A 22,082-nucleotide genomic window follows, 5' to 3' on the forward strand; every position below is an offset into this window, starting at 1 on the left:
ATTTTAGATTTAATGATTTTAGATTTTAGATTGAGAATGATTTTCAATTTTCAATCCTTTTCACATCGTATACCGGGATGCCTAAACTCGTTTGCATGGCGACCCGTAGTTCGTCCGAATCCAGACAATATCCATCCGGTGATTGGGGATTTATACAGACTGCCAGTAGTTTACTTTTTTGCAAAACCTGTATGGTACCGCCTTTTTTCACGAAGGCGTAATAGGTTTCCATGGAAGCGAACATTTTCGTGAAATCCCGCATGATTAGAGTGATTTCCCGGATTTGTTTTTGCTGCCGCAGGAATTGCAATAATTTGTCACTTATGGCGCCTGCCACGTATAACGTGTTCCCGTGCTTGAAAATATCGTCTTTTTTATTTTCAAGCATAAACACGGAGGGGATGTCTAAATCGTAGATGTTCCCTTCGTCATCTATCGACCACACACCTTGCTCGATTGCCATCAGCTTCCGCACGATGTCGGGTGCTGCTTCATTCAGGCAGATGAGGTCGTAAACGTATTTTGTTTTTCTTACCAGTTGAGGAATATTACAGGATAAAGCTGCTCCCGTGGCAAGTACCATCGCTTCAGTCACTGCCGGAGAGCTTAGACTGAGGCGGGAGAGAGCCCCGTCCACGATTGTCGTGTCGACATCCCAACGCTTCATATCATGAATCAAGGTACGCAGCGAACCCGTGTCAGCGGGTCCGGATAGCAACACTTTTCCCGACGAAACGGCTCTGGCGGTAACCAAGCGTCCCAAAGAGGTTTGTTGTGTGCTGACATCCATGATTTCTGCCACCAGCCTTTTGTCTCGGTAGTGCATCTCGGACGTGATGAATATCATATCCTCGAATACCTCTATTTCCGGTTTGGGCGTTTGGCAGACCTGATCTCTGCTTTCCCCGTCAATGCCTATGGAGGTGAGGGCAAAACGCTTCCCCGTATTCTTCACTCGCCGAAGAATGTAGTTCAAGCATTCTGTCTTACCGGCGTTTTTTGCCAGTCCCACGATTGCAATACTGTTGTATTTTAATATTTCCTCGATAAACACGGTTTCAATTTTAGATTTTAGATTTTAAATTTTAAATTTATTATTCCGTGAAGAATTTAAAATCTAAAATTTAAAATCTAAAATTAGTTTATTCGTGGTGATTTCTCTCGTTACGTGCCAAATGTTTCGGCTCGATAGAGAGGGCATCACCATTTAACAGGGCGGCTACCCCTTCTTTGCGAGCTTTTTCGCATTCCGGGCAGTGGCACTCTTCTTCGTATCTTTCCGGTTCCGTGTAAGTGGTAATAACACCCTCGTAGTTTCTCAACACGATGCGTTTGGGTGATTGAGAAAGGATATACGTCGGCATTACCGGGGTTTTACCTCCTCCTCCGGGAGCGTCAACCACGAACGTGGGAACGGCATATCCGGAAGTATGTCCCCGCAAGTTCTCGATGATCTCGATACCTTTGGATACGGGAGTACGGAAGTGTTCGATACCCATGGAAAGGTCACATTGGTAGATATAGTACGGGCGAACACGCATTTTCACCAATTCGTGCATCAATTTCTTCATCACGTAAGTGCAGTCATTGATACCTCTCAGTAACACTGTCTGGTTGCCTAGAGGGATTCCGGCGTCAGCCAAGCGGGCGCATGCTGCCTTTGACTCTTCCGTAACCTCGTTCGGGTGATTGAAATGAGTGTTCAACCAGATCGGGTGATATTTCTTCAGCATGTTTACCAGTTCCGGGGTAATACGTTGCGGTAATACAACCGGGGTACGGCTTCCGATACGGATAATCTCCACGTGCGGGATAGCTCTCAATTTGCTGATGATGTATTCCAAACGGTCGTCGCTAACCAACAGGGCGTCACCTCCGGAAAGCAATACGTCGCGTACTTGCGGGGTTTTCGCGATGTAATCGATACATCTGTCGATGCGCTCGGTCGGGGATGCACAGTCATGTTGTCCCGCGAAGCGTCTGCGGGTGCAGTGACGGCAATACATGGAGCATTGGTCGGTAATCAGGAATAATACCCGGTCCGGATAACGGTGTGTCAATCCCGGGACAGGAGAATCGCTATCCTCGTGTAACGGATCTTCCAGATCGGCTGCTGATTTGTGCAATTCGAGAGCCGAGGGTACGGATTGTTTCCGTATCGGGCAATGCGGATTGTTCTTGTCAATCAAGCTCAAATAGTAAGGGGTAATCGCCATTCTCAGCGTCTTTAAAGACTCGCGTATACCATCCTCTTCTTCTTTGGTTAACTCGATGTATTTCTTTAATTGATCGAGTGTTTCAATTCTGTTTTTCACTTGCCATTTCCAATCGTTCCATTGTTCGTCGGTAACTTCCGGGAAAAACTCTTTTCGTCTGCTTTCTGACATCACTTTATTTATTTTAGATTTTAAATTTTAGATTTTAGATTCCAGCCGCACAAGGCTGGCACTTTATTTATTTTACATACAGTTTTTCAAATAACTCGCGAATTTCCGCGGACTCCCGGATAATATTCAGGGTTAGTTCCGCATGTCCTTTCGCGTATCCGTTTCCTACGATTAAATTTATATCTTTTCCTACTCCCTCGGCTCCCAACGCCGCTTTCGTGAAGCTGGTCGCCATAGAGAAGAAGTAAACACATCCTTGTCCTTTGGTGACTAAAATAGAGGTCATTTCTGTCGAGGGCACGTTCACGTTGTTGATTGTCACCTCACAACCTCTTTCGCCCGCTATGGCAGTCACTTTCTTGTACACGTCCATCACTTTTGTCGCATCGGCGACAATCACGTGAGTGGCGAGATTCATTTCTTTTATTCTTCGGGCGTTCTCTTCCGAGTATTCCACCACGATGACCTTTCCGTAAGGTCCCACGTTTTTCATTGCCTGATAGCAGCAAAGTACTCCCGACTTGCCGCCTCCCCCGATGATACATACCGTATCACCTTCTTTTACCAGACGAGCCACTTGAGCCGGGGCTCCTGCCACGTCCAACACGGCTAATGCCAGTTTTTCCGGTATATCGTCAGGCAGTACGGCGTACAAGCCGCTTTCGAAAAGAATGGCTTGCGCTTCCACGTCAACCTGATCCGATGCCGGGTCAAGATTCTTGATTTTATTAATTTTCAATGGGGTAAGGGAAAGAGAAACCAACGTGGCGATTTTGTCACCCACTCTTAATGATTTATCCGGGAATGCCGGACCTATTTCGTTTACCGTACCGATTAACATTCCCCCCGAACCGGTCACCGGGTTTTGCATCTTGCCCCGTTCTTCCACGATGGAAAGAATCATTTCTTTCATTTTTGACGCATCCTTTCCGCAAGCACCTTTGATCTGCGTGTAACTGGCAGAGTCTATATTCAGTGTTTGCACGTCTATCAACAACTCGTTGTCATAAATGCTCATCGTGTTATCCAGCTTTTGTGCCGGTTGAGGAAGTGTTCCTTCCGGGATAATTACCCTGTGTGTACCGTATCTACAACCCTTGTCCATCGAATAATTTTAGATTTATGATTTTAGATTTCAGATTATGATTTACGATTGATAATTACCGTGAAAGCAATCATAAATCGTAAATCATAAATCGTAAATTAATTAAGCGTAAAGTTCCGTAAAGATCTTTCTTAAAGCTTCTGATTCTCTCAGTTCTTGAAGAGTGATCTCGGCATGACCTTTCGTGTAGCCGTTACCCACGATCATGGTTACGTCGCTTCCCACTCCTTCAGCACCTAGAGCTGCTTTCGTGAAGCTGGTAGCCATAGAGAAGAAGTAAACGACACCCGTGTTTTTCGTGCAAAGAATAGAGGTCATTTCCGTGTCGGTGATGTTCACGTTGTTGATGGTTACGTCGCACATCTCGCCATTCGTCAATTCCTCGATTTTTTCCATCACGGGAACGGGTTGAGTCGCGTCTGCGGAGAATACATAGTCGCAGAAACCGAGTTTCTGTAAACGTTCGGTACTCTTCTGGCTGTGGCACAATCCGATTACTTTACCGGTAACTCCTGCACGTTTTTTAGCCTCGTAACAGCACAACATACCTGATTTACCACCCGCGCCGATGATTAAAACGGTATCACCCGGTTTAACCAATTTGGCAGTTTGAGCGGGAGCTCCGGCAACGTCCAATGCTGACAGTGCCAAATTCTCGGGAAGGTCTGCCGGAATCTTGGCGTAGATACCGCTCTCGAAAAGGATTGCTTTCCCGTCGATGTCAACTTGGTCAATGTCCGGACGGATATCTTTAATCTTGTCGATGCGTAGCGGAGTTAAAGAAAGAGAAACCAAGGTTGCGATTTTGTCGCCTTCCTTCAAGTCGATTTTACCTTTCAATGCATCACCTATTTTTTCAACCGTACCCAACAACATACCGCCTGATCCGGTTACCGGGTTGCGGTGTTTGCCTTGTTTTGCCACGATGTCCAACATGATTTCGGCAATCTTGGCTTTGTCGCCGCCTGCTTGTTGCTCGATCTGGGTGAAGCTGGCTGAGTCGATATTCAAGGTTTGTACATCAATCAAGATCTCGTTGTCATAGATCTCGTCCATGTTGTTGTCAATCTTGTTAGCGGGTTGGGGTAACACACCTTTCGGTTCAATCACGCGGTGAGTTCCGTATTTGTTTCCTTTCTTTTGCATAGTATTTAAAATTTATAAGTTTGAAAATGAATTACTTTAAAGGTTTTAATCCTAAAATTTCTCTTGCTTCGGCGGGAGTAGCGATTCCGCGGCCCAATTCTTTGGCTATGCGAACCACTTTCTCTACCAATTCGCCATTGGATTTAGCGAGGACTCCTCTTTCGAGATACAGGTTATCTTCAAAACCTACTCTCACGTTACCGCCCATGGCAATAGCCGCGGCTGCAAGAGGGAAAGCGTGACGTCCGATTCCGGTTGCCGTCCAAGTAGAGCCTGCCGGAATAGCGTTTACTAACCAGCAGAGATTCGGTACAGTGGCAGGGGTACACCCGGGAACGCCGAGAACGAAATTGAATTGCATGGGAGCCCCGGGAACCTGACCTTTTCTGGCCATGGTTAGTATCGTGTCGAGATGTCCCATTTCAAAACATTCGTATTCCGGTTTGATATTGTTTTCTATCATTCTCTTGCCAAAATCCCGCATCATGGGCATGGTGTTCTCGAAAACATCGTCACCGAAATTGCAAGTACCGCAATCGAGGGTAGCCATTTCGGGGAAAAGTTCAGTCGGTTGAAGACGTTCTTCAGCGGTCATACCTACGGCGCCTCCCGTGGAGGGGATAAGGATCACATCGGGGCATACCTTGTAGATAGCGTCGATGCACTCTTTGAAGCGTGCTTTGCTTTGGGTAGGAGTACCGTCGTCTTCACGAACGTGAACGTGAACAATGGCTGCTCCCGCGTCCACTGCTGATTTGGCTTCTCTCACGATCTCTTCTACCGTGTAAGGAACGGCGGGATTTTGTTCTTTGGTTACTTCAGCCCCGCAAATGGCTGCTGTGATAATTAATTTCTCCATAAATAGTCATTTAATTTTTTCTCTGGTCTTCTTTTTTGACAACGCAAGTCCCACTGGCACGGCACACCACGATCGGTTCTTCCAGCACGTCGGCGGCGGAAGCCGAGATGTCCGGACGGGCTACAACCACTTTCTTTGCCTCGAAAACCATCTTGCGAGAAGTGTTTCCTACTTTCACGATTTCTCCGGTAGCCTCGATGTAATCCCCGGCGTAAACCGGCGCAAGGAATTCGATGTTGTCGTAAGCAACAAACAGGCCTTCGTCCCCGTCATGCATGATTAACAATTCCGTGGCAACGTCACCGAACAAGTGAACCATGTGTGCACCGTCTACTAAATTTCCACCATAATGAGCATCTTTAGCACTCATTCTTAAACGTATCATTGTTTTTTCCATCTTTCTTGATTTTAGATTTTAAATTTTAGATTTTAGATTGAGAAGCATTTTCAATTTTCAATTCTCAATTTTCAATTATATAGTCTACCATGATAGACGGCGTCTTCACGTTTTCGGCAGCGATTTCTCCTACTTCCACGAGTTCATTCACCTCGGCAATCACCAAATCGGCGGCGGCAGCCATCAGCGGATTGAAGTTTTGCGACGTTCCCCGGTAGACCAGATTTCCGGCTTTATCCCCGAGGCTTGCGCCCACGAGGGCGATGTCCGCTCTCAACGGTTTCTCGAGCAAATAATCTTTGCAGTCCACGTTGATCACTTGTTTTCCCTCGGCAACGATGGTTCCCATTCCGGTTTGAGTCAGGATACCACCCAATCCGCAACCGCCTGCACGCACGCGTTCAGCTAAAGAACCTTGCGGGCAAAATTCGATTTCCAGTTCGCCGCTATTCATTTGCTCGCTCGTGCAAGGGTTTGTCCCGATATGTGACACGAAAAGTTTTTTTACTTGCTTGTTAGCGATCAACTGACCTACCCCTCTGTCCGGGAATGCCGTGTCGTTGCAGATTAACGTAAGGTTCTTCACGCCGGACTTTGCCAAGGCGTCAACGAGCTTGTTAGGGGTTCCGTTTGCAAGGAATCCGCCAACCATAATGGTCATACCATCCTTTACTTTTGATACAGCCTCTTCGATAGAAATAAATTTACTCATAAGGAAGCATTTTTATATTGTTTCAGTTAAATATTTAACACATTCGCATTGATTTGTCAAATTTATATCGTTTTCGGGAATAAATGAAATATTTTCAACACAAAAACGGAAAAAATTCTTTATTGAGAATCATTTTACGTAGTCGAAAACATCCTTTACCCGTTCTCTCACACTTCACGGCTATAAATTTACACAATTTGTAACGTGTTTCCAATTTTTTTTCGCGTATTATTTTATTCGAGCAAAAAGGGAGTAATACGGAAGAACGCAGGATAATAGTAGGATAACTTACGGGTATTTGGCATGTCGATAGGATATATTCTAGTGCGAAGATACAGTAGCAGGTAGCGAATTTCCAAATAACAGGCATGAATATTTTATGCTGATAGGAGGTTGATAGGGGTTTCGTGGGAGTATCATAGAAGTATTTCCCACGAAACCCTAATGGAAATGTATTTTATATTGTGCGAAAAGGTATTTCTTCTCCTGTATATCCCTTGATTGTTGGTAGGAATATCAGCATCGCTTGCCCATCGTCAAGGCTTGTTCCATGGCTTTCGTTTGTTTGATTTCGCCGATTTGCCAAGCTCCCACGCCATAGATTACTCCTTTTTCTTTTGCCTCTTCCAGACAATCGGTAAAGCCCCGGAAGCCTTCGACGGTGCGTTCCATGGCGGGGATGCTCGTGTCGGCAGCTGTCACGATAAAGTAGAATTCCTTGTTACTGATTTCGGTGTAACGGGAACATGTCCGGTCTATCAGGGTTTTCATCTGGGCATCCATCGTGTAGAAATAGACGGGAGTGGCCATTACGATGACATCTGCGGCGATCATCTTTTCCAGAATTTCGGACATGTCATCCTTTTGCGGGCAAGGTTTTCCCGCGTTACAGATGCCGCAGCCCGTGCAATAATGAATCGTCCGGTCTTTTAGAAATATCTTTTCTACTTGGTGTCCGGCCTCTTGTGCGCCTTGCATGAATTGGTCGCATAATAAGTCGGAGTTTCCGCCTTTCCGCGGGCTTCCGGATAAAATAAGTACTTTCTTGTTCATGTCGTTTTTGTTTTTTACAAAGATAGGGGAAAATAGGGTGTCGGTTGTTATATATATTACGGGTATATATACCCTAATTACTGATTCCTGTTAATAATAAGGGGATGAGTGATGACATCTTGAAACGATTTCTTAGATTTGCATGGTTGATTAAGAGTTAATGAAACGATATGCGAGAAGTAATGGTTCAATATTTACAACACCGTCTGTTACGGTGGTTTGATGAGAATCAGCGGGTGTTCCCGTGGAGGGAAGCTCGTGCGACGAAGTATCAGCAGATCGTGTCCGAAATTCTGTTGCAAAGGACGAAGGCGGAAACCGTGGCGAGATATTATGATACTTTTTTCTCGAAGTATCCGGATTGGGAGGCTCTTTGCGGCGCAACGCTGGAGGAATTGGAAGAGGTGATGAGGCCGTTGGGATTATACCGGCATCGAGCGCGGAGGCTTTATAAGCTGACGGAAGATTTGCGTCGCAGGGGAGGGCAACTTCCGGGGGACGCGAACGAGTTGAGGGATTCCGGTTTCGTGGGTTTATACGTGACGAACGCTTTCGAGTTGTTTATATTGAGAAATCGTAAACCGTTGCTGGACGTGAATATGTCCCGTTTATTGAAGCGTTATTTTGAACCGGGTGATTTTATCGACGTGCGTTTTGATAAAGAAGTGCAGGAGTTGGCGAATGACATAATCGAGGTGCGGCGCTGCAAGGAGTTGAACTGGGCGATACTGGATTATGCTGCTATGGTATGCCGGAAGAGAAACCCGTTGTGCGGGGAGTGCGTGTTGAACAAGTATTGCAAGTATTACGCCCAGAGCCGGGAGAGGTCAGATCAGTCCGGTCGTGGTGAACACGAAGCAGGATAATGCCCCGAGTGATTTTTTTAGCTTCTCGATACCGAGTGCTTTCAATCTTTTCACGTTGGCGACGGTGACTTCCATTTGTTCGGCAATTTCCTCTTGTTTCAGTCCTTCCAGACTGAGCCGGATCACTTCTGCCATGCGGGGTGGCAGTTGTTCGATGGATTCATTCAAGAGGCGCAAGGCTTCTTCCTGTATGATATAGTTTAACGTGGACGATTCGTTTTCTTCCGTGAGATGTTTATAGCGTTCGTTTTCTCTTTTCGCGGAACGGATATAATTGTATACCAAGTTTCGAGTGGACACGTAGAGCAGGCTTTTCGTGGATTCCCCGAAGGTGATCTTTTTCCGGTTTAGCCATAGATTAACGAATACATCCTGCACGATATCTTCCGCTGCTTCTTTGTCTTTGAGAATGTTGAATGCGAAAGCGTTCAGCGATTCGTTGTATTGCAAAACGAGTTTGTCAAAGGCTTTACGGTTATCCTTTTGTATTTCTTGTAAGAGGGTGTCCAACTCCATAGTACGAGGGGATTGTAAATATTACAATACAAATGTATAATTTTTTTTTATTCGATGTATACTTTTTCTGAATGGTGGTGTTTTAGTGATAAAAAAATGAGATATGAATTATTTGGACGGAATCGAACTCGCCGAGATCATGGTAAAAAAGGTGGTTGGGAATATTTCCCCGAGGGAGGAGGAGCGTTTGCAGCGTTGGTTGGACTCTTCCCTCGAGCATCGGGAGATGTATGAGGCGTTCGTGTCCGGGCGGAGTTTCGCAGAGCGTAAACGGAATTTCGGACATCTGAAATACGAGAAGACGATAGGGGCAATTCATGAAAAGATTCGTCGTAAGGTGCGGCGCAGACTGTACATGAAGATTTCTTCGGTGGCGGCGGTGTTGTTGGTTGCTGTTTTGAGTACGGTTATTATTTTTTCGCTTCGGACGGAAAAAGCGGGGATGCAGCCTATTCTTCCGGTGGAGGGTAAGAATTACGCGTTTTTATCCGTGGATGATGGGCGCAAGGTGGTGTTGAAAGAAAATGACACGGGTACGGAGTGGAAGGAACACGTGAAAGAGAAGGCTGGCGAGAATGTGGTCGCGGAGGAGAAGGTGCAGATGATCCGTGTAGAAGTTCCGAGGGGAAGCGAGTATTGGTTGCGATTGAACGATAGTACCGAGGTTTGGTTGAATTCGGAAACGGTGCTGACATATCCGGATCGGTTCGCGGAAGATAAACGGGAGGTGACGTTACGCGGAGAGGCTTTCTTCAAAGTGAGGACTAATCCTACCCGCCCTTTTGAAGTGCGGACGGATGAGAATTTGCAGATATGGGTGACGGGGACGGAACTGAACGTGCGGGATTATGCCGATGAACAATTTTTGAAAGTGACTTTGTTGAAAGGTGTCGTACACGTGGGGAATGATTCGATATACAAAATATTGTCGCCTAGTGAACAGGCCGTGTTTGACAGGGAAACGGGAGATCTTGAAGTGGTAGAATTGGATGATCCGTCAACTTGTGTTGCTTGGCGGGATGGTATGTTTGCCTTTGAGGGAGAGCCTATAGGGGTGATTCTAGCAGCTATGGCGCAGTGGTATGATGTAGAATTTGTTATCGAGAATAAAGTTGCCACGCCCGGTGGTAGTGTGACTTTCCACGCCATGCGTGACGAGAAAGTGGAAGAGTTATTGAGTGTGTTACAGAGTTTAATTGATTTTAAATATAGAATAGAAGGAAAGAAAATATATATCCGTTTCTAAAGGTATAATCAAAAAACAAGGAAGAGTCTAGCCCACTCTTCCTCATGTTCAAGATTATTTGTGTATCTGTTATTTAATAACCTTAAAAACAAAGGTATGAAAAAAAATCATTTTATGAGAAGGAAAGGACGAAAAAAGATGGTTTGGAAGGGTCTTTTTCTAATCTTTTACATTTTTGCGAGTAGTTTTTGGTGTCCGGGGATGCTTTCCGCCCAGACGGAGCAGCGCGTGACGCTAAGTATGAAGTCGGTGTTGGTAGAGCAGGTGTTCAAGCACTTGCAGGAAACGACACGTTATCGGTTTACTTATCTGAAAGAGGATTTGCCTGATGCTCCCCGGAAAGATTACGAGTTCAAGGATGCTTCGATTAGCGAGGTGATGGACGAGTTGTTGAAAGGAACGAAATTACAATGGAAGTTTCAGAGTGGTGCTATCGTGGTAAGTAAAGCAAAAGCAACCCCGGTTGCCAAAAAGGTGATACAACGAGTGCGTGGTCGGGTGGTGGATGCCAAGAACGTTTCGATTCCCGGGGTGACAGTTCAAGTGCTGGGCGAATACCGGGGTACGACATCGGATACCAGCGGGCATTTTATGCTGACGGATGTTTTCGAGGGGAGTAAGATCGAATTTAGTTTTATCGGTTACGAGAAAAAGACATTGACGGCAAAATCGGAGATGGGTACCGTGATTCTGGATTCTCTGGCCTATGCTATCGAGGAGGTGACGGTAATCAATAACGGTATTTTTACCCGTCCGAAAGAGAACTTTACCGGTGCCGCGACTCAATACACGGGAGAGGATATCCGCGCGATCAGTAAAACGAGTATTCTGAGTGCCTTGAAGGTGTTGGATGCCTCGTTCCAGATGCCGGACGACGTGGTGAACGGTTCCAACCCGAACGTGTTGCCGAAGGTACAGTTGAGGGGTACGAACAGTATCATGCAGACGGACATGGAGAGCGAATACGGGTATATCAGCAACCCGCCGTTGATTATTATTGACGGTTTCGAGTCCGATTTGCAGACTTTGTTTGACATGAGTCCCAATATCGTGAAGTCAGTCACGTTGTTGAAAGATGCTGCTGCGACAGCGATTTACGGTTCCAAGTCCGCAAACGAGGTATTGGTTGTGGAAACGATTCAGCCGGAAGAGGGAAAAACGCAAGTGTTTTACACGGGTACTTATGGAGTGAATATACCGGATTTATCTAGTTTCAACTTGATGAATGCCAAGCAAAAGTTGGAGGTTGAGGAGATTGGTGGTTACTATCGTAGCCGTGATTTTTCGACACAGAAGCAGTTGGATGATTTGCACAACTTGGTCAAACACAATGTAGCCCGAGGCATTAATACATATTGGTTGTCCCAACCTTTGCGTACGGAATTTACTCATTCCCATACAGCGCGGGTTTCTTACGGGACCAAAAAAGTGTTGTTGCAGGGAACGGTGAATTATTCCAATAACGGCGGTATCATGAAAGGTTCTTACCGGAATGTACTCGGGGGTGACGTCCGGGTAAAGTACACGACTTTGGATAAGAAATTAAGTTTCCAGTATGCGCTAAAGATCAGTTCTTCCAAGGGGTCGGAATCACCTTACGGGGATTTCGGTCAATATGCCCGGATGAATCCTTACTGGCTACCGAAGGATGAGAACGGTAATGTCACTAAATACGTGGATATTTATCCCACGGAGGGGAGTAATGGTTTAATCTCTTCATCCCATACCCCTGCCGAGAAGAATCCGCTTTGGAATGCCCATTTGCATATGGTGAATACAAATTCCAGTCTTTCTATCGGTAACGAGTTCTGGTCGGAAGTGACTTTCGTGAAAGGTTTGAAGTTGAACACGACGTTTACCTATACACACGGGACAACGGAACGGGATAATTTCATACCGGGAACGGCGTCCGAATTTTTCACGTCGGCTTTTTCCGAAAGGGGATCTTATACCAAGAATAATGGAAAGACGAAAAAGTGGCAGCTGACTTCCACGTTGAATTACGGGCAAAACTTTGGGAATCACACGATTTATATTTCCGCGGGAGCGCAGTTGAATCACGATGAGTCCAATTCTTTCGGGTTGGTGGTTAAAGGATTCCCGAATGACCGCTTGGATGATTTGTTGTTCGGGCTGCAATACAGTAACACGAAACCGTCCGGGAGTTATAGTATGAAACGAACGGCGGGTTTTTACGGGAACTTGAGTTATGCTTACGGTAATCGTTATTTGTTGGATGGTTCTATTCGGGCGGACGGTTCATCCGTGTTCGGGCGGAAAAAAAGATTCGGGGATTTGGGCTCTGTCGGTATCGGTTGGAATTTCCATAACGAGAAATTTATGCTGGGGCAGAATGTTATCAGCCAGTTGAAGTTCCGGGTTTCATGGGGATTTACCGGAAGCGTGAATTTCCCGGCTTACGCGGGAGCCACGACGTACAAGTATCAAACGGACGGACGGTACCTTGATTTTATCCCTGCCACGTTGATGGGGTTGGGGAACACGGCATTGAAGTGGCAGCAAACGCAAAAATGGAATTATGGTGTGGATTTGGGATTGTTCGATGGACGGGTGACGGCGAACTTTAATTATTACCGGGAGACCACGGATGATTTAATCATGTCGACTTCCACGGTTCCTTCCAATGGTTTTGATTCTTATCACGATAATTTGGGTAAGAGCCAGAACGTGGGATTCGATTTGGGGGTTCGGGTGGTGTTGTTTCAAGCACCCAAGAGAGAGTTGTTCTGGTCTGTATCTACTTCATTCTATCATAACGAGAATAAATTGTTGGAGATCACGGATAATTTGAAAGCACAAAATCAAGCTGCCTTGAATCAACAGATAACAAACGGAGCTACGACTCCGGTGCTTCAATACGTGGAAGGTGCCAGCGTGAGCGGATTGTATGCCGTGCGTTCTTTGGGAATTGATGCGAGTAACGGTTACGAGGTATTCCTGACGAAAGACGGGCGGCAAACTTACGTGTGGAGACAGGAGGATATGGTGTATATGGGAGATATGCAACCGAAATTGAACTTCACGATTTATAATAATTTCCAATACAAATGGATCCGATTGAACTTCGGGTTGACTTTCCGCACGGGAGGTGTGTTGTATAACAGTACGCTGGCAAGTAAAGTGGAGAATTTCAATTTGAAACAAAATATGGATAAACGGGTGTTGAAAGATCGTTGGATGGAACCGGGTAAACCTGCCGATTATAAAGGATTGGTGGATTTGGAAGGTTATACGCGTACGGAAAAATCGACGAAAGTGACTTCTCGTTTCGTGCAGAAAGCAAATTCGTTCGAGATTACGGGATTGACGATTGACCCGGGTATTCTGGTGGAGCGTTGGTTGAACCGGTTGGTGAACAAGGCCGTGCAGAAAGTGAATGATACTTCCAAAGAGGCTATTAACAGCGACCGTTTTAGCGTGAGTTTCTCGATGCAGAATGTATTGCGTATTTCAAGTATGAAGCGGGAGTCCGGTACGTCTTACCCGTTCAATCGTAGTTTCCTGTTTACGCTGTCGGCTAGATTGTAGTGTTTGTGAAAAATAAAAAAGGTAGATTATGAAGAAATATATTTTTTATATCGTGTTGGTTTTCGGGCTTTCTTTGGGGGCGTGTAACGATTGGTTGGATGTACCCTCGAAGACGGAAGTGATCGATTACGAGATGTTCGAGACGGAACAGGGATTTATGGACGGCATGGCGGGTGTGTATTACCTAATGACGGACGATGCCTTGTACGGGGATATACTGAGTATGACTTATCTGGATGTGTTGGCTCGGCGTTTTAAAATATTCGACACTTATGATGTCAGTGGTTTAGGAAAAGATCTGGGGGAAGTCAATTATTATCAGGGGTCTGAAGTTGTCAGTGTGATTGATAATATTTGGAGCAAAGGTTATAATGTTATCGCTAACGTGAATAGCCTGTTGGAACAGATTGAAAATTACAAATCGGTATTTACTTATGACAATTACCGGATGATAAAGGGGGAAGCGTTAGGCGTCCGTGCTTTTATGCATTTCGATTTGATGCGGTTGTTCGGGAAGCCGTATGCGTTGGCTGGGGATGAATTGACGATTCCTTACGTGACGAAACTATCCGGGCGGGAATGGCCTTTGTTTAATACGGAGGATGAGGTGATCGGGTTGGCTCTTCGGGATTTACAGGAGGCGGATAGTTTGTTGTCGGTAGACAATATGTATTCGTCTTCCGTGGAGAATAGTTGGTTGAACAGTCGCCGTTCTCATTTTAACCGTTGGGCGGTATATGCGACGATGGCTCGGGTTTACCACTGGAAGGGGGACACGGAAAATGCTTTGTTGTATGCCCAAAAAGTGATAGAGTCGCAACAATTCAGGTTTATGGATCCGTTGGTGGACTGTAAAGATTTGCAATCAAGGGATGTTGCATTTTACACGGAATGTATATTTACTTTGAATAAAACTAATTTGAAAGACGTGTACAACAAAAGAGTAGGGCTTGATCGAAATGGCTTGCTTAATGATGTGGAAGATATCGAAAAACTTTATGGAAAAACGTCGGGGGGAAGTACGGATTATCGGTTCACGTACTTGTGGTACCTTACTGAAACTAATCAGGTGGGCGGTCAGAAGTATACATTTTATAGGTATAACGGGGGTGTTGCCAGCAGGGGAGATTTGGTTACTTTGATGCGTTGGTCTGAGATGTATTATATCGCCGCCGAATGTTGTGGTAACACGGCGGAAGGGCGTGCTTATCTGAACGAGGTTTTGGTGAACAGGGGATTGAAAAAGCTAGAAGATTCCATATCGGACGAAGAGTTCCGGAACGAGATTCTGAACGAGTACAAGAAAGAATTTTTCAGTGAAGGGCATTTATTCTATTATTATAAGCGGTTGAATATAACGAAGGTATTGGAACACGATCAAGAAACATACGTGGATGTTGCGACTCCCGGTTACGTGTTCCCCATACCGGAGAAAGAGCTTGAATTAAGGCGTGGAGTTACAGAATAATCAACAAGAACAGTTATGAAAATGAAAACGTTATATAATATACGAATCATGTTGGCGGTGATGTTATTCGGGATTATTGCCGCTTGTGAAGATGATGACAAGATTCCCGGAGCTTCTTATGATGCGGGGGTGTGGTTTTACGGAACGGGAACTGTCATTAAACAGAATAAATTTGACATGGACGAGTTCAACAAGATATTCAGCGGTTTTTATTCGTTCTATTTTTTCCCGGGGGTAGAGGAACATACTTTTGAACTTCCGGAGATTCGTTTGATGGGGAAGCCCGTGGATTACGATCGTGAAGTGAATTTAGTTGCGGGAGAGGGAAGCACTGCCGTGGAAGGCGAGCATTTTATAATTGAGGATAACGTGTTACCTGCCAATGCGGTTTCATTTACCCCGAAGGTGCTGTTACTCAAAAAGAATTTGGGTGACGAAGAGAAAATTGTCAAGTTCGTGCTTGAACCTTCCGAAGAATTTCCCGCACGGGTGTTCGGGGATACGGTATCGGACGACAAGACATTTTTGATTTCTTTGCGCTACGAGTTGAAGTTTTCCAACTTGGTGTCGGAGCCGCCTTATTGGTCACAGTGCGGTATTTTTGGTGATTGGAGCCGGGTGAAGTTTGATTTCATGTACGAGAAATTGGGGAAATACTGGGGTGTAGAACCGGTGTCCCCCGCGGATAGAAATTATATGTATGATGACTTGTTGCGTATGCGTCGTGAATTACAATTGTGGCAAGAAGAACATCCCGGCGAAAAGATGCTGGATGAAAATGGGGAACAAGTTACTTTTTAATTTAAACACGAAAGTATGAAAAATTGGTTTAGATATAGTCTTATCGGGATGCTGGGCGTATTGCTTTTGGCGTCGTGTTACAAGGATAAGAGAAATTATTCTTATCGGGATTTAAATGAGATTTCGATTGATTTACCGGAAATCGTATCTGTGCAACAGGGGATGGTACTGGAAGTATCTCCCAAACTCTCTTTTGCTTTGGAAGAGAATGAGGAAAACTTGAGTTACGAGTGGGTGGTTTCTATTCCTACCTCTTCGGATTCTGTGAATGTGGTATTATCCACGGAACGGGATTTTGCCGAGCAGGTTGATTATGCTTCCGGTAATTCTTACCCGTTCGATTTTAAGGTGACGGATAATAACACGGGTGTCACTTATCGTAAGGGGATGAAATTGGAGGTGCGGACGAACTATCAGCCCGGTTATTTTGTCGTGGAGCAATATGACAATCATTCGGATATCAGTTTTTACAACACATCGACGGATACTGTGTTTCATCGTATATTCTCGGAGGTAAACCCGGAAGTCGTGTTGAAACCGAATGTAACGGATTTGTTTACGGTCGATTTTAGCGGGTATTCATCTCCGGACGGGAAGGTTGCCGCGGGGAATATGACGATGATTTTCGGAGAAGATTGGGGATACGTGATAGATTATCGTTCTTGTCGGGTGCTTGCCGATATAGAGCAGATGTTTGCTATGCGTCCGGAAGTTGTTCGTCCACAGGTTTTGGCAAATTATATCGAGAAGAATTCTACATTTGTTTTGATAAATGATGGAAAGGTTTACCGGATGCATCAAGATCAGGGGCAAACTTTATTTGGAGAACCTATGGTTGCGTCAGATGGTTTGGAAACCGGTTGTGCTTCCTTTATCGGTTCGGGAATGAATTACAGGGGGCAATTGATGGGGATTTTGTATTTTGACGAGGTGAATCACCGTTTTTATTCCCGGTACCAAGCAACTAACGTAGTTTTTACGGATGTGAGAGGTGTTTATGTTTCTGCGGGAGATACCTTGTTTAATGCGGCGAAAGTAGATGAAGATTGGGAATTGATCGGAATGCCGACCGGAGGTGCGGGAAATTACTATTATAATATGGTGTTTCGGGATGCGGACAATGCTTACGTGATACGTTATACGATGGCGGGAGTAGGATTTAATGGTGGTCCTTTTCATGTTATTAGCGAAGAGGCGTGTCCCGGTATGAAAGATAGTCCGGTGTTTGTGTCCCCGTACGGTAGGCAGCAGATATATTATGCCAATGGAAACGAAATTCGCTTGTATGACGCAGACGCGAATACTTCCCGGTTGCTTTATGCTTTCTCGGCGGGTGAAGAGGTGGTTTCTATAGTCTTGCCGACAAACGACGGGCTGAACCTGACTGCCGCCACGTATAACGGGAGCAAGGGAGCGCTCTATGCTTTCACGTTGGTGAATACCGGGGATTTGAAAGACGCAGAGCCTAAGTTGTTGGCAACCGATTTCGGGAAGATAAAGAAGATCGTGTACAAAAAATAGTTTATGAATTTAATGACGTTTTGTGTAGCGGGGAGGAAAACATTCTGGTTTTCCTTCCTTCTCTTCCTCTTGCTGCCTGTTTTTTCGGCGGGTAAGGGGAAAGAGAAAGATTATTTCAAGATATACCGGGAAGGAGATCGGGTGATTTGGGAATTGTCTGCATCTCTCGTGGGGAGGGAATGGTTGCTGGTGAACCAGATCGCGGCGGTGGGGAACGGTTATTACGCCCAAGTGGGGGATATGTCCGGAGAGCCGAGAATCTTGCAGTTGCGGGAGAGAGAGAATGGTAGGATGGTGTTGATACAGAAAGCGGTGATGAGTAAGAATGCGGGTTCCAATATGACGGGACTGCCTAAGGCTCCTCATGAGATTGCCGATTTTCAGAGTGAGGAGAGCGGCAACGGGAAGGCTTTGCGTTTGGATATCACGTCGTGGGTGGTGAGCGACACGGGGATGGTAGACGGTAAATTGCGGACCCTGACACTGAAAATCATTTCTCATCCGGATTGCATGGAGATTGTCGGTTGGCGGGAGAGAAAGGGAGGGCAGGTACAGGCGAGTAGTTGTCTGTTTTTGATGTCCGGGCAATTGATGCGGCTTCGTTATGAAGATCAGCGGGTGGGGTATTTCAGGAGCAAGCATTTGGTATGCGACGATACGACGGCGAAAGAGGAAGAGGCGTATTGCATCTCCCGTTGGCGGTTGGAACCCCGCCCGGAAGATATGAAGAAGTATCAGAAGGGAATACTCGTGGAACCTCGGGAACCTATTCTGTTTTATATTGATCCGTTGACTCCGGCAAAATGGGTTCCCTATATTGAAATGGCAATCAATAACTGGAAGCCCGTTTTCGAGCGAGCCGGGTTTAAAAATGCCATTGAGGCGAGGGTGGCACCGTCGACCGATTCGACTTGGACGTTGGAGTCTTGTCGGGCGGCTATCGTGTATAAGCCGCTCCCGGAAGAAAACGCCTTCGGGGAACGGTATGCCGACCCGAGGAGCGGGCAGATATATCACGCTCGTATCCAGTGGGGACACGGGTTGGTGGAGTGGTTGAAGGGGAATTACATGATGCAGGCGGGAGCGAGTGATCCGGGGGTATTCACGGAAGGGATTTCGGATGAATGGTTGGGTACATTGCTGTCGGTGATTGTTTCGCACGAGGTGGGACACACGTTGGGACTAACTCATAACATGGGGGCGAGTTCCGTTGTGCCCGTGGAGAAGTTGCGGGATAACGAATGGTTGACGGAAAACGGTATTTCCACTTCTCTTATGGATTATTCGAGGTTTAATTATGTGGCACAACCCGGGGACGGCATCGAGCGGAAAAATTTGATTCCCCGGATAAACACGTATGATTACTGGGCTATCGAATGGGGCTATCGTTTGTTCCCGAAAATAAAGACATTGGAGGAAGAGCACGCGCACGTGTCCGCTAGGGTCGGAGAGGAGCAAAAGAAGTGGGGACAATGGTTCGGGGCACAGAATACTTCGGGAGATCCCCGTTGCCAATCGGAAGATTTGGGGGATGATTTGGTGGAAGCGAATACTTACGGGATAGCCAATTTGAAGCGGGTGTTGGAGCAATTGGAGAGGTGGGGCCCGGATGCAGATGGCAGTTACACGACTTTCCGGAATATGTATGACCGGATCATCTTTATCGGAGAGCAAAATGTACCCCGGGGACAGTTTTATTTTTACATGCAACAGGTGGTGAATATCGTGGGCGGCAGTTATGTAAATTATGACGAGAAGGAACAAGCAGAGAGAACGCCGGTGGAGAGGGAGTATCAGCGTCGGGCGATGATGTTTCTGGGAGAACAGGTGTTTACCACTCCCGAATGGTTGTTGAAACCGATGTTGTCGGGAAAAGTGGAGAATGATCCGTTACGTTTCATTGAATTGGTGCAAACCGGGGTTTTGACGATGTTGGTTGGCAAAGGGAGTGGCTTACCGGAGAGGGATTCCGTTGGAAATTATACACGGACGGACTTTTTCGAGGATTTAAATCGGATCATCTGGCAAGACGTGTTGTCGGGAGAGATGCCGGATGTTTACAGGCAGAACTTGCAACACAGTTTCTTGCGGCAAGTCAGTTCTTACGGTTCGAGAGGCGGGCCGCAGGCAATCCGATTCTACAAAGGGTATATGGCAGATATGCAGGGAAAATTGAAACAAGTTAGTGTGGCAAACACGGACGAGCGATTCGGTGTCTATTGCCGGGATTTGATTCAGCGTATGAATAGGTTTTTAAAGTAAAAGGAGATGTATTGTATGTATCGGAAAATATTTTGTATTCTGTTGCTTATCCGGGTGTTGTGCATCGGTGATGGTTATGCGTCTGCTTTTCGAGTGTACGCTTCCGGGGAGAAATGTCTGTTGGAAATGCCCCGGGAGATGTTGGGAAGGACTTTTTTGGTCGTGAGTCGTTTGGATTCAGTGCACGAGAATCGTACCTATCAGCCGGGGAGCCGATGGGGAAAGGAGAGAACCGTCATTTTCAGACCGGGGGAAGCCGGGAAGGTGGATGTGTATCTGCCGGATTATCGTTTTGACGAAAGAGAAACTTCTCCGGGGATGAGGAGATTGTTAGCCCGTGGCAAGGTGGAGTTGCCTGCCATGAATTGCCCGATTCTGAATGAATCTTCCGATTATATCGTGATAGATGTGACGGGGATGATGAAAGGGGGACAACCGTTGTTTGATGGCGAGGGAAAGGAAATTGTGCGTTTTCGTGGAGAGAATGATCGTTTCTATTGCACGGTAATGCGGGAAATGCCTGCCATACGTCGTGAGTGGAAACGGGAAGGAGATAAAATGACCGGGATGCCGGTGACAACCACGTTCTTCCTGTTACCGGATGTCCCGTGGCAAGCACGGGAAAGAGACAGGAGAGTGGGGTTTTCTTCTGTTTCGTACGATTATTTTAAGGATGAGAGTACGGGCGTGCGTACTCGCCATGTTGTGAGGAGATGGGCGTTAGAGCCTCGTGACATGGGGGCGTACGAGCAGGGGAAGTTGATGGAACCTCACGAGCCGATAGTGTTTTATCTCGATCCCGCGATTCCTGCTTGTTGGCGACCTTATTTTGTCCGGGCTGTCGAGGACTGGCAGCGGGCTTTTGAGGCTACCGGATTCAAGAATGCTATCGTTGCACGGGAATTGCCGGGAGAACTGTCGCGGGAAATATCGTCGTTGAGCGGGGTAATTCTTTATCAGGATTCCTTGCGGGGAGAGGTCGTGGATGTGAATGTCGATCCCCGGAGCGGGCAAATTGTACAAGCCCGGGTGCATTGGTCGCCGCAAGTGTTGGATTCTTTGAGATACGAATGGATCGCAAGGAGTGCTCTATGGAAAGCGGGAGATCATTCCGGGGAAACGGAGAAACAAATCACGGGTAATCTGATCCGTGTAACGGTAGGACAAAGGGTAGGTATAGCTTTGGGGTTATTGCCGAACAGGCTTGCCTCTGCATGGATTCCCGTGGAGAATTTGCGGGATAGAGTTGGGGAAATGTCATCCTCTATCATGGGGGGTGTCATGCTGAACACGGTGGCACAGCCGGAAGATATGGTCGGAATGGCGGGTATGTTTCCCGTGGTGGGGGAGTATGATTGTTGGGCGATCAATTGGGGATATCGTTACGGGGAAAAGGAATGTGCTGCGGCATTGTTGGCAAATATGGCACGACCGGAGTTCCGGTGGTGTGACAATTCACGGGCTGTTGCTAATTTAGAGAATCAAGGAGATGATCCGATAGCGAGTGTGGGCTACACTTTGGAGAACGTGAAGCGGATGTTCGCGGGCAAGCGTGACACGACGGGGTGGGTGTCATGGGTACGACACGCCGGAGAGAAAACAGGAGTATTGTACACTACCGTGTTGCCCGTTCTTCAGCAATTTGGCGGTATGGAGGTCCGACCGGAAGCCTCTTGTGCGTATGTACCCGTGCTTTTCCCCGTGGGACGGGAGCGACAGGAAAAAGCGATGGAGTTTCTAGTTCGGGAGGTTTTTGCCACGCCGCAATGGTTGATACGTTCGGCGTTAATCCGAAAAGCCGGAATCGATCCGGTAGAAATGATTACAAGTTGGCAAAGCGCCGTGCTTGAGTTTTTATTTGAAACAAGTATAAGCCGGTTTGCTTTGAATAACATCATGTCCGGGGAGGATTCCCCCTACACGGCAGATGAATTTTTAGACGGTCTGTATCGGGCTATATGGGTTGATGCGGGACATGAAGATGCTTGTATGAAGGCTTTGCGGTTGCGTTACTTGGAGATCGTTGGGAAAGTTGCGCGAGGGTATGCCAAAAGTAATGAGTCGGTAGCTTTGCGGGTGCATTTGCGTAAACTGCACGGAAGGATTGAACAAGCCTTGTCCGGAACGGTTGGCGGGGTGGAACGGGAGAGTTGGATGAGTTATAAAACTAAAATAGAGGATGTATTATAGTATG

At 46.4% G+C, this 22,082-nt stretch carries 17 protein-coding genes; 8 read left to right on the forward strand and 9 right to left on the reverse strand.

All coding sequences use genetic code 11. The features are described from left to right. Nucleotides 1–43: 43 nt before the first annotated feature. From CS948_RS00370 to CS948_RS00405, 8 genes are all read right to left on the reverse strand, one after another. A complete protein-coding gene (locus tag CS948_RS00370; protein ID WP_227217280.1) occupies nt 44–1,054 on the reverse strand; it encodes a hypothetical protein in 1,011 nt (336 codons plus the stop codon). Nucleotides 1,055–1,142: 88 nt separating this feature from the next. Beyond that, on the reverse strand, nt 1,143–2,387 hold the full coding sequence (ablA, locus tag CS948_RS00375; RefSeq protein ID WP_099289824.1) for a lysine 2,3-aminomutase: 1,245 nt from the start codon (nt 2,385–2,387) through the stop codon (nt 1,143–1,145). A gap of 67 nt (nt 2,388–2,454) precedes the next feature. Further along, nucleotides 2,455–3,492 carry a zinc-binding dehydrogenase gene (locus CS948_RS00380; protein ID WP_099289825.1) on the reverse strand — a complete coding sequence of 346 codons (1,038 nt, stop codon included), beginning with the start codon at nt 3,490–3,492 and terminating at the stop codon, nt 2,455–2,457. Between the two features lie 102 nt (nt 3,493–3,594). Next, nucleotides 3,595–4,638: a zinc-binding dehydrogenase gene (locus tag CS948_RS00385; RefSeq protein ID WP_099289826.1), complete on the reverse strand. Its 1,044-nt coding sequence runs from the start codon at nt 4,636–4,638 to the stop codon at nt 3,595–3,597. Between the two features lie 31 nt (nt 4,639–4,669). Next, complete coding sequence (locus CS948_RS00390; protein ID WP_099289827.1) at nt 4,670–5,497, reverse strand: 3-keto-5-aminohexanoate cleavage protein; 828 nt, start codon at nt 5,495–5,497, stop codon at nt 4,670–4,672. 10 nt (nt 5,498–5,507) lie between these two features. Next, entirely contained in the window at nt 5,508–5,894 is a 387-nt protein-coding gene (locus tag CS948_RS00395; RefSeq protein ID WP_099289828.1) for a hotdog domain-containing protein, read from the reverse strand. A gap of 64 nt (nt 5,895–5,958) precedes the next feature. Continuing rightward, entirely contained in the window at nt 5,959–6,606 is a 648-nt protein-coding gene (locus CS948_RS00400; protein ID WP_099289829.1) for a CoA transferase subunit A, read from the reverse strand. Between the two features lie 516 nt (nt 6,607–7,122). Beyond that, nucleotides 7,123–7,659 (reverse strand): flavodoxin family protein, encoded by a 537-nt coding sequence (locus tag CS948_RS00405; protein WP_099289830.1) that lies wholly within the window; start codon nt 7,657–7,659, stop codon nt 7,123–7,125. A 170-nt stretch (nt 7,660–7,829) separates the two neighbouring features. Here CS948_RS00405 and CS948_RS00410 point away from each other — a divergent pair, with 170 nt between their 5' ends. Further along, the gene (locus CS948_RS00410; RefSeq protein WP_099289831.1) at nt 7,830–8,525 is read left to right on the forward strand and encodes a hypothetical protein; all 696 of its coding nucleotides are present in this window, start codon (nt 7,830–7,832) and stop codon (nt 8,523–8,525) included. Here CS948_RS00410 and CS948_RS00415 read toward each other — a convergent pair. Then, nucleotides 8,487–9,041 (reverse strand): RNA polymerase sigma factor, encoded by a 555-nt coding sequence (locus CS948_RS00415; protein WP_099289832.1) that lies wholly within the window; start codon nt 9,039–9,041, stop codon nt 8,487–8,489. The two genes, CS948_RS00410 and CS948_RS00415, sit on opposite strands and share 39 nt — an antisense overlap. A gap of 103 nt (nt 9,042–9,144) precedes the next feature. Here CS948_RS00415 and CS948_RS00420 point away from each other — a divergent pair, with 103 nt between their 5' ends. From CS948_RS00420 to CS948_RS00450, 7 genes are all read left to right on the forward strand, one after another. Continuing rightward, nucleotides 9,145–10,287 carry a FecR family protein gene (locus tag CS948_RS00420; protein ID WP_099289833.1) on the forward strand — a complete coding sequence of 381 codons (1,143 nt, stop codon included), beginning with the start codon at nt 9,145–9,147 and terminating at the stop codon, nt 10,285–10,287. Nucleotides 10,288–10,383: 96 nt separating this feature from the next. Then, nucleotides 10,384–13,836, forward strand: a complete 3,453-nt coding sequence (locus CS948_RS00425) for a SusC/RagA family TonB-linked outer membrane protein (protein WP_099289834.1) — start codon at nt 10,384–10,386, stop codon at nt 13,834–13,836. Nucleotides 13,837–13,864: 28 nt separating this feature from the next. Further along, a complete protein-coding gene (locus CS948_RS00430) occupies nt 13,865–15,304 on the forward strand; it encodes a RagB/SusD family nutrient uptake outer membrane protein (protein WP_099289835.1) in 1,440 nt (479 codons plus the stop codon). Between the two features lie 15 nt (nt 15,305–15,319). Beyond that, nucleotides 15,320–16,105: a DUF4843 domain-containing protein gene (locus tag CS948_RS00435; RefSeq protein WP_099289836.1), complete on the forward strand. Its 786-nt coding sequence runs from the start codon at nt 15,320–15,322 to the stop codon at nt 16,103–16,105. Between the two features lie 15 nt (nt 16,106–16,120). Next, nucleotides 16,121–17,626 (forward strand): PKD-like family lipoprotein, encoded by a 1,506-nt coding sequence (locus tag CS948_RS00440; protein WP_099289837.1) that lies wholly within the window; start codon nt 16,121–16,123, stop codon nt 17,624–17,626. 12 nt (nt 17,627–17,638) lie between these two features. Further along, complete coding sequence (locus CS948_RS00445; RefSeq protein WP_176554843.1) at nt 17,639–19,888, forward strand: zinc-dependent metalloprotease; 2,250 nt, start codon at nt 17,639–17,641, stop codon at nt 19,886–19,888. 15 nt (nt 19,889–19,903) lie between these two features. Continuing rightward, the gene (locus CS948_RS00450) at nt 19,904–22,078 is read left to right on the forward strand and encodes a zinc-dependent metalloprotease (protein WP_176554844.1); all 2,175 of its coding nucleotides are present in this window, start codon (nt 19,904–19,906) and stop codon (nt 22,076–22,078) included. Nucleotides 22,079–22,082: the final 4 nt, after the last annotated feature.

The organism is Butyricimonas sp. Marseille-P3923 (assembly GCF_900184685.1).
Classification (GTDB): Bacteria; Bacteroidota; Bacteroidia; order Bacteroidales; family Marinifilaceae; genus Butyricimonas; species Butyricimonas muris.

Excerpts from the sequence above, each read along its gene's own strand:
- ablA (WP_099289824.1), bottom strand. The coding sequence starts at position 2,387 with ATGTCAGAAAGCAGACGAAAAGAGTTTTTCCCGGAAGTTACCGACGAA.
- CS948_RS00380 (WP_099289825.1), bottom strand. The coding sequence starts at position 3,492 with ATGGACAAGGGTTGTAGATACGGTACACACAGGGTAATTATCCCGGAA.
- CS948_RS00385 (WP_099289826.1), bottom strand. The coding sequence starts at position 4,638 with ATGCAAAAGAAAGGAAACAAATACGGAACTCACCGCGTGATTGAACCG.
- CS948_RS00390 (WP_099289827.1), bottom strand. The coding sequence starts at position 5,497 with ATGGAGAAATTAATTATCACAGCAGCCATTTGCGGGGCTGAAGTAACC.
- CS948_RS00395 (WP_099289828.1), bottom strand. The coding sequence starts at position 5,894 with ATGGAAAAAACAATGATACGTTTAAGAATGAGTGCTAAAGATGCTCAT.
- CS948_RS00400 (WP_099289829.1), bottom strand. The coding sequence starts at position 6,606 with ATGAGTAAATTTATTTCTATCGAAGAGGCTGTATCAAAAGTAAAGGAT.
- CS948_RS00405 (WP_099289830.1), bottom strand. The coding sequence starts at position 7,659 with ATGAACAAGAAAGTACTTATTTTATCCGGAAGCCCGCGGAAAGGCGGA.
- CS948_RS00410 (WP_099289831.1), top strand. The coding sequence starts at position 7,830 with ATGCGAGAAGTAATGGTTCAATATTTACAACACCGTCTGTTACGGTGG.
- CS948_RS00415 (WP_099289832.1), bottom strand. The coding sequence starts at position 9,041 with ATGGAGTTGGACACCCTCTTACAAGAAATACAAAAGGATAACCGTAAA.
- CS948_RS00420 (WP_099289833.1), top strand. The coding sequence starts at position 9,145 with ATGAATTATTTGGACGGAATCGAACTCGCCGAGATCATGGTAAAAAAG.
- CS948_RS00425 (WP_099289834.1), top strand. The coding sequence starts at position 10,384 with ATGAAAAAAAATCATTTTATGAGAAGGAAAGGACGAAAAAAGATGGTT.
- CS948_RS00430 (WP_099289835.1), top strand. The coding sequence starts at position 13,865 with ATGAAGAAATATATTTTTTATATCGTGTTGGTTTTCGGGCTTTCTTTG.
- CS948_RS00435 (WP_099289836.1), top strand. The coding sequence starts at position 15,320 with ATGAAAATGAAAACGTTATATAATATACGAATCATGTTGGCGGTGATG.
- CS948_RS00440 (WP_099289837.1), top strand. The coding sequence starts at position 16,121 with ATGAAAAATTGGTTTAGATATAGTCTTATCGGGATGCTGGGCGTATTG.
- CS948_RS00445 (WP_176554843.1), top strand. The coding sequence starts at position 17,639 with ATGACGTTTTGTGTAGCGGGGAGGAAAACATTCTGGTTTTCCTTCCTT.
- CS948_RS00450 (WP_176554844.1), top strand. The coding sequence starts at position 19,904 with ATGTATCGGAAAATATTTTGTATTCTGTTGCTTATCCGGGTGTTGTGC.